Here is a 7471-nt window from a genome sequence, read left to right as displayed (position 1 = left end):
GGGGAGGGATTGTCGGTGAAAGGGGAGAATTAAGAATTTCTCCTATTAATACTAAAAAAAGAATGCTATAAATCTATCCCATGATCAAAAAGGGAGAGATTGTCGGGTGAGTAATGATCTAATCGTGATGGATAACTCAATAGTTAAAGCATCCTATAATTTAAGTGTAAGTGAACAGCGTTTACTATTATCTGCATTAGTACAAATACCTAAAAATGAACCAATAGACCCTAAAAGAGCTTATTACATTACGAGAGAAGATTTTGTTCGGTTGGGAGCTAACGCAGATCAGGCGACAAGAGATATTAGAAATGCCACCAAAGATTTAATGAAAAAAACATTACTAATAGACACTAATGCAGGTATTTTAGAATTTCATTGGTTATCAGAAGTCTTACGTTTTGATAAAAATGCAGATGCAAAATTAAAGTTAAAATACCCAAATCCAGAAGATTATAAAAATTACCTCAACGGGTTAAGAAAATATAATTTATTAGAATCACTTCCTTTTGGACGGAACAGTGATGATATTGTGGCTAGAGTTGTTTTTGATAGCCGTATTTTACCTCTACTTAGTGAATTAAAATCAAATTTTACTCAGTTTTTAATTGATGATGTTGCAGGTTTTGGCAGTGTTTACAGCTTCCGTTTTTATCAAATGATGATGCAATTTAGATCTACAGGTTATTGTAAAATTAGCTTAGATGATCTTCGCTATACCCTAGCTTTATTTGAAAAATATGAAGCTACCAAAGACTTAAGAAAGTGGGTTATAGATACAGCAGTTAATGAAATCAATGAAAAGACTCCCTATAAAGTCAATTATGAGTTAATTAAATCAGGACGCAAATTTACACATTTAGAATTAAAATTTAAGCTTAAAAATGAAAATAAAAAACAAAACAATGCCAAACGAAATCCCAATAGCCCCGATTTTTTTATAAAATTGAGCGATCCACAACGCCATTTATTTGCAAATAAAATGTCTGAAATGCCCGAAATGAGTAAATACTCACAAGGTACGGAGAGCTTTCAGCAATTTGCTATTCGTATAGCTGACATGCTTTTAGAGCCTGAAAAATTCAGAGAACTGTACCCATGTTTAGAGAAAGCAGGGTTTCAAGCATGATGAAATTAACCAACCTATTAGAAGAATTTCACGGCACACAAGCCGAATACATCGACATCATAAATTATGAAATTGCGAGGGGAAATATATGCGGTTATATTTTCCTATTATCCCGAATATCGCCAGATGCCGAACCCACTGAAAATATGCAGATGGAAAGCAAAATAGAGGACTTAATTTACTATAGGGATAATTTGCAGACGAAGATAAAGAAAATATCCAAAAGGTCTTAAATGAATAAATTTTCATACTTATATGAAGCTTTAGGTTTAGTTTAATGAGTTAATTTCATCTTATAAGTCTTATAAAAATTAAATAAACAAAAGATTACTTTGTAAGGCAGAAAATATTCTAAATTGGAATATCAATCGAATTAAAAGGATACTATTGAAAAATGAAAAAAACTTATATTCTTGCTTTTCTTTATCTTTAATAACATGCCAGTTATACGCTGCTGATAGTAATACTGCTTCTCCTGAACCTGTAATCACCTATAATGCTTCTGTTGCGAATTCAATTGATAATATTGCTGAAAAATTACGTGAATTTCAGGATAAAAATCCTAATGCTAGTGAAGCTGAATTAAATGAATATGCCGATTCTTTATTGAAAACAGAGTTAGTGCAAACTCCTGGGCGCTCATCCAGAGCTACAATTTCTTCTGTATATACCGATATGGACGGATATATAAATGGTTATCTAAATGCTCAAGAACAAGCACTTTATAATGCAAACCGAGCTAAGGGTTTACTATGTATTGCTAATGCCAAAACTGCTATAGATCTTACTAAAGCGAGATATGTAAATACTAGTTCAGTTATGCATAATGGAAATGGTGATGCATTTAGACATGCTGTTTGGAACTTTGGCATGACAATAGATGTGGGAGCCGATTTCGCAAAAAAATGGAGTGATGCACATGAGTTCGGTTCTACTGGACAGCCTGCAATAGAACGTTCTATGGATATTTATAATAACTCGATAGGTATCAGTTTAGGGAAAAACAATCCTACGACGCTTTTACAATCATCATTTGCGAGTTTAACTCAAGCTCAAGTAAGGGCAGGAAGATTGAAAATCATATCAAATGGCAACTTAGTATGGTCAAATTCAATCGGTGAAAAATAAAAAATTAGGATTTATAAGGTGAAATGTCTATGACTTTTAATAAAGGTATTTTATTAGGTGTGGTGAGTATATTTATAGTGGCTTGCTCACCTATGGAAAAAGATAATGGAACTATCACCGTGAATAACAAAACTGATAGTCCCGTTTATAATGTCAATTTTAAGTATAAAACATCAAAAAAAGTAGATGTTATTGGTGATTTAGCACCGAATGCTTCATATAAATATCAAATACAGTATTCAGATACTGAGGATTCAATAAGTATTAATTATACAGACAAAGATAAAAAACTTCATTCTGAGTCTGTAGTAGCATATTCTGCTAAATATGATAAAGAAAATATTGTATTTGACATCAAATAGATATATCAAATTAATTTAAAAAACCACTGCAAAGTGGTTTTTTTTGTAGAATTAAAAAAGTTATGAATAATAGAATATTAAACACTATTACTCAGTATGATACTTTCATACAGGAGCTAAGAAAAATTAGGCTTTCTTCTTAGCTTTACTTTTTTGCTTTGGCTTAACAATAAATTGCTCTCCCAAAGCCTTACCTTGTTTAAAAGTAACGATTTCCTTAGCTTCAATTTTAAGTTTTTCTCCAGTTTTAGGATTGCGTCCCATTCTTTCTGGACGTTGTTTTACTGAAAAAGTACCAAAATCAACTAATCGGACATTTTTTTCTTCAACTAGGGCTTCTGTAATGACTTCAAGAACAGAATTAAGAACAACTCTTGCTTCGTCTTGATTAATATTTAATTTAGGTGCTAATTTGGCAATTAAATCGGCTTTATTCATAATTAATTTTCCTCAATATTTGATAAGTCAAAAAGCTGTCTATCTCTATTTTCAGTTAAATATTCATTAAGTTCTGTGAGTATTTTTTCTTTATTAGCCTCATTACTTTGCATCTTTTTAATTAAGTAAGAACCGAGCAAAATTTTACGTCTAGTATCATCTTTACGTTCTTGTTCTTTTTGCTTTGTTCTTTCTCTTGCTTCAATAGCCTGCTTTTGAGCTTTTAACTGTTCCAGCTTCTCTAATTGGGCTTCAATTTTCTTTTCAATATTTTCAGCAGATTTTGTCATAACGTCCAATTTCGCGATATAGAAAACCACTCAAGCATAAAACCCTATGAATTGAAATTCAAGCGGGTAATATGCTATCGTGTTTTTCATGAAATGCGCACTTACGACTTGGATTTCATCCAAGTCAAAGTTTGCGTAAGGGGAATCCCCTTAACCCCAAAAATCGCTACGCAATTTTTAAAAGCAAAAGCAAAACCATCACAAGGCTAAGGCATGGCAATTTATCACTGTACGACGAAGACTGTTAACCGAAGTTCGGGACGAACTGCGGTTGCATCTATGGCTTATCGTGCAGGAGAAAAATTGAAAGATGAACGGACAGGATTAACGCACGACTTTACGAGAAAAGAAGGTGTGGTTTATACCGAAATTATTTCTAATTTGGATATCGAATTAGACCGAAGCCAAGTCTGGAATATGGCAGAAAAATCAGAGAACCGAAAAGATGCCCGAACAGCACGTGAATGGGTGATTGCTTTGCCTGATGAATTAGATGAGGAACAACGAAAAGAACTGGCCAAAGAGTTTGCGCAATCTTTAGTAGACCGTTATGGAGTAATCGCGGATTTAGCCATTCATGCACCTAGTCAGAATGGCAGTGATAAAAATCATCATGCACATATCTTACTGACAACGCGCAAGGCCGAATTAGATCCAGAGCAGAATTTAGTTCTTAAAGATAAAGCCGATATTGAGTTAAGTAATACCAAAAGAAAAACACTGGGTATGGGAACAAGCCAGGAAGAAATTAAACAGATCCGTTCCACCTGGGCAAACCTAGCGAATCATGCCCTCGAACATGCAGGGTATCGGGAAAGAATCGACCACCGCAGCTATGTCGATCAAGGTAATCAGCTACAAGCCACTATCCATGAGGGTAGCAAGGTCACGCAGATGCGCAGGAAAGGTATAGATACTGAGATCAGTCGTTTCAACGACACGGTAAAACAGCAGAACAGCCAACAGCTCCAAAACAAACAACAGCATAAAGAAAAAACCTTAGAACAAGGGTTCAACCGTGTTGAGCAAGGCTTTGAGCAATGGAAGAAAGCACAGGAAGTTAAACGCCTAGAACTGGAACGTAAACAGCAATTGAAGCTACAGCAAGAACAAGCCATGAAGCAGAAACACCGCAAGAGCATGAAGAGAAGTGGACCATCGCTATGAGCAGCCAAAATGATTTAGATGATCAGTTGTATATTCTATTAGCCTCCATGAAGGAATATAGAGAAGCTATAGCAGATGATAACAAGCGATTAGAGACTTTTTACAACAAAGTAGCTAGTGGGGTACTAGAACAAAGCAAAAAGACCCTAAATAACGCAAATCAGGAAGCTACACGTGCCCTTCAAGGTCGCATCCATGAACTAGACAAGGCTACCGACAAATTGAACTACAGATTTATTGCCTTGTTATGTGCAATTTTCCTCAGTCTGGTGCTGGTTTTCCTGTCTTTTATATTTTTATTTATTCCAAGTTTTGATGAGATCAAGGAACGTCGTGCAGAGGCAGCGTGGCTAGAACAAAGATATAATTTAGATATTAGAAATTGTAATGATAAATCTTGTGTCCGAGTTATGAAAAATGACTGTCATGGAACGAATAAGGATTACTGTGTTATTGACCCTAAATAAATACTGGCAAGTACTTTGCTCGGTTCTTTTCTTAATCTTATTGCTACCGAATATCGCAAAGTGGCTCGACTTTGAGATATGGCAATAGCCATGTCTCAAAGTATCGAGCTTTACTTTTCATTCTTTATGTCATATCTATTTGCTATAGGGAAGCATACTTTATAGCACTGATAGTGGAATTAATAATGAGAAGGCATTTGATTTTCCTAGCTTTTATAATAATGATTTTTATTTTAGCTCTCGTTGTTAAACTCGATAATGATCGGAAAAAATTTGAAGTATTCAATGAAGTAGAGACAACAAGCAAGTTTATACAAAAAAAACCATAGTTTTTTTATGGTTTTTTAAATACTTTATAAAATATAAATCCTTATTTGAGTTTCCATAACCCAGTATTCCATGACTGGGCTTTTTTTTATATTTTCAAATAGTGTTTTAGTAAAAATCAATCAAATTTCGTATAACAGCCATTATGTTAAATGGAAGCAAACGACCTCCAAGAAAATCGGTATAGTATGAATAGTTATTGAGTAGATAAGAGAATTAAGTTAATGAAATACTCAAAAGAAAAAATAGTAAAAGCCCTATTACTTGCTCCTTTACCACTACTTTTTTTCACAGCATTGCTATTTATCATAATGAATCGTGAATATAGTCTATATTCAATTTTTGTGGTTTTTGCAGGGCATGGTCTTGTTTACTTGGCTTATAGTATTTTGACAGTACCTTTTAGCTTTATGGTCTCAATTCTTTTAAATCGTTATAGTATTCTTAATTTGCTAACTATCTGTATTAGCTCTTTAATTATTGCTATGCCATTTTTTGTTCTTTTTGGATGGAGCCATACAGGAGAAGTTTCGAAAGAATGGTGGAAGATGTATACCGACACTTGGACTATCTTTATGGCTCTAATTCCAGGCTTGTCTTATTGGTTATTTTTAACTGATTTTAAAGTTAAAGAATTATTAAAGAAAAAAATAATATATTTCAATATATTATCTTTTGTTTTGACTTATTTGTCTTTGTTTCATCAGAAATATACATTGATAGACCGGATAGTTGTAGACAAGCTTGGAAAAGTTGAAGTTATAGGAGGAGGATTTCCATTACAGTTTTTAGTAGATGGTGAAATATCTCCAGGCGGTAGTATAGCGCTAGATCCTTTAAATATTATTATAGGAATAGATCAATTCATTTTTTTATATTTTATTCTTGATTATTTATTTTGGCTTATGTGTCTTTTAGTCGGTTATGCGTTTTTTCGAAAGATAAAAGTGAAATTATAATGTCTAAAATATTTATAAAATTAGGAATTTTACTTGTAGGTCTATGTCTACTTCTAATCATTAATTCATACAAACAGAAATTAAATCATGATAAAGAGATGGCAACACAGACAACAATACTTTTCTTTAATTCACTTGCTAAACATGATCTAGAATCAGCAATCAAATATGTTTGGCCAGATGCGCGATTACATGAAGATTTAAAAAGTTCTGAAAGGTTTCTCTCTTTCAAAGACTCAAAAATTTTAGAAGTAGTAAGGATTAATTATGATTCAGCGGAAAGTAGACCTGAGTATTATCAAGAATTTTATAAAATTATTTCAGTGATGGTAAAAGTTAAAGTCGTCCATATAGATGATGCTGGTAGTCCAGTAGGTGACTATATTTTATTTATTACTCTTGTGAAACAATCTCCTCAATCTGATTGGCTAATTACAGAATTTGGTAGTGGGCCTTAAGATAGTAATTATAGAGAAAAGCTAAAATTAACATAATACACCTTATACGAAATGACTATATTTTATTCTTTAATTTCAGTGATATAGTCTAGACTTAATACCCCATTCTAGCCCGTATGGGGTTTTTTTATAATTATTCACGTTCCACGCTTACTATTTGAGCATTGTTCCACGGTTTTGATTAGATATTTTAATCAGTGCAGTAAGAACCGAGCGAGTGTCTACGAGCGATTGAGCATTATAAAAATTTCGCGCCTGCCTTTTCCCTGATTACAAGCTCCCTTTCGACTTTAAACGGTAGTTACAGAGCATCCCGAATGGGTGCGAACTTTGGAGTTTTTGCTTTTAAAAAGCCACGAGCGAAGCGAGTGCCATAGTTTTGCTTTTGATTTTAGAAGTTAGTACGGAAATTAATTAAAAACTGCCCCTCGAAGCGAGGAACGAGCTTCAATAGAGTACGAGCTTTAGCGAGTACCTAGGGCAGTTATTTAAAGAAATTTAAAAAAAATCCTTTTTTAGGTTTTTAAAGGTTTTTAAAGGTTTTTAGACCCCTTTCAAAGCCATGTCACATAAGGCTTAGCGAGCATTAAAGGGGAGGGATTGTCGGTGAAAGGGGAGGGATTGTCGGTGAAAGGGGAGGGATTGTCGGTGAAAGGGGGAGGGATTGTCGGTGAAAGGGGAGAATTAAGAATTTCTCCTATTAATACTAAAAAAAGAATGCTATAAATCTATCCCATGATCAAAAA

At 33.8% G+C, this 7471-nt stretch carries 9 protein-coding genes and 2 pseudogenes; 9 read left to right on the top strand and 2 right to left on the bottom strand.

Annotated elements, in window-relative coordinates:
• The first annotated feature begins 106 nt into the window (after window positions 1–106).
• The 4 genes and pseudogenes from NI466_RS15260 to NI466_RS15245 all read left to right on the top strand — a co-directional run bounded on the left by NI466_RS15260 (window position 107) and on the right by NI466_RS15245 (window position 2619).
• Complete coding sequence (locus tag NI466_RS15260; protein WP_180181456.1) at window positions 107–1129, top strand: RepB family plasmid replication initiator protein; 1023 nt, start codon at window positions 107–109, stop codon at window positions 1127–1129.
• Window positions 1126–1370, top strand: a pseudogene (locus tag NI466_RS15255) (hypothetical protein). Before NI466_RS15260 ends, NI466_RS15255 begins: the two are co-directional and overlap by 4 nt.
• Window positions 1371–1516: 146 nt before the next feature.
• A complete protein-coding gene (locus NI466_RS15250; protein WP_253173966.1) occupies window positions 1517–2257 on the top strand; it encodes a DUF6973 domain-containing protein in 741 nt (246 codons plus the stop codon).
• A gap of 29 nt (window positions 2258–2286) precedes the next feature.
• Entirely contained in the window at window positions 2287–2619 is a 333-nt protein-coding gene (locus NI466_RS15245; RefSeq protein WP_180181458.1) for a hypothetical protein, read from the top strand.
• Between the two features lie 126 nt (window positions 2620–2745).
• Here the strand turns inward: NI466_RS15245 and NI466_RS15240 are convergent, their stop codons facing one another.
• Window positions 2746–3057, bottom strand: a complete 312-nt coding sequence (locus NI466_RS15240; protein WP_004647573.1) for an HU family DNA-binding protein — start codon at window positions 3055–3057, stop codon at window positions 2746–2748.
• 2 nt (window positions 3058–3059) lie between these two features.
• Entirely contained in the window at window positions 3060–3347 is a 288-nt protein-coding gene (locus NI466_RS15235; protein WP_180181457.1) for a DUF8583 domain-containing protein, read from the bottom strand.
• A 213-nt stretch (window positions 3348–3560) separates the two neighbouring features.
• Between NI466_RS15235 and mobQ the strand changes: the two genes are divergently transcribed.
• The 5 genes and pseudogenes from mobQ to NI466_RS15210 all read left to right on the top strand — a co-directional run bounded on the left by mobQ (window position 3561) and on the right by NI466_RS15210 (window position 6725).
• On the top strand, window positions 3561–4514 hold the full coding sequence (gene mobQ, locus NI466_RS15230; RefSeq protein ID WP_068534583.1) for a MobQ family relaxase: 954 nt from the start codon (window positions 3561–3563) through the stop codon (window positions 4512–4514).
• On the top strand, window positions 4511–4981 hold the full coding sequence (locus NI466_RS15225) for a hypothetical protein (RefSeq protein ID WP_046650746.1): 471 nt from the start codon (window positions 4511–4513) through the stop codon (window positions 4979–4981). The genes mobQ and NI466_RS15225 overlap by 4 nt, the downstream gene beginning before the upstream one ends.
• Window positions 4982–5532: 551 nt before the next feature.
• Window positions 5533–5943: pseudogene (locus tag NI466_RS15220) on the top strand (hypothetical protein); the annotation flags it as partial.
• A 30-nt stretch (window positions 5944–5973) separates the two neighbouring features.
• Window positions 5974–6267, top strand: coding sequence for a hypothetical protein (locus NI466_RS15215; protein ID WP_228723781.1), 294 nt, complete (start codon window positions 5974–5976; stop codon window positions 6265–6267).
• 98 nt (window positions 6268–6365) lie between these two features.
• Window positions 6366–6725: a DUF4829 domain-containing protein gene (locus NI466_RS15210; protein WP_224223039.1), complete on the top strand. Its 360-nt coding sequence runs from the start codon at window positions 6366–6368 to the stop codon at window positions 6723–6725.
• Window positions 6726–7471 lie beyond the last annotated feature (746 nt).

It is taken from the genome of Acinetobacter lwoffii, assembly GCF_024129595.1.
GTDB lineage: Bacteria > Pseudomonadota > Gammaproteobacteria > Pseudomonadales > Moraxellaceae > Acinetobacter > Acinetobacter lwoffii_O.
The sequence above is the reverse complement of the archived record's forward strand: the minus strand, read 5'-3'. Positions and strand labels throughout refer to the sequence as shown.

Coding starts and splice junctions, on each gene's coding strand:
- NI466_RS15235 (WP_180181457.1), bottom strand. CDS start 3,347: ATGACAAAATCTGCTGAAAATATTGAAAAGAAAATTGAAGCCCAATTA.
- NI466_RS15240 (WP_004647573.1), bottom strand. CDS start 3,057: ATGAATAAAGCCGATTTAATTGCCAAATTAGCACCTAAATTAAATATT.
- mobQ (WP_068534583.1), top strand. CDS start 3,561: ATGGCAATTTATCACTGTACGACGAAGACTGTTAACCGAAGTTCGGGA.
- NI466_RS15245 (WP_180181458.1), top strand. CDS start 2,287: ATGACTTTTAATAAAGGTATTTTATTAGGTGTGGTGAGTATATTTATA.
- NI466_RS15225 (WP_046650746.1), top strand. CDS start 4,511: ATGAGCAGCCAAAATGATTTAGATGATCAGTTGTATATTCTATTAGCC.
- NI466_RS15210 (WP_224223039.1), top strand. CDS start 6,366: ATGGCAACACAGACAACAATACTTTTCTTTAATTCACTTGCTAAACAT.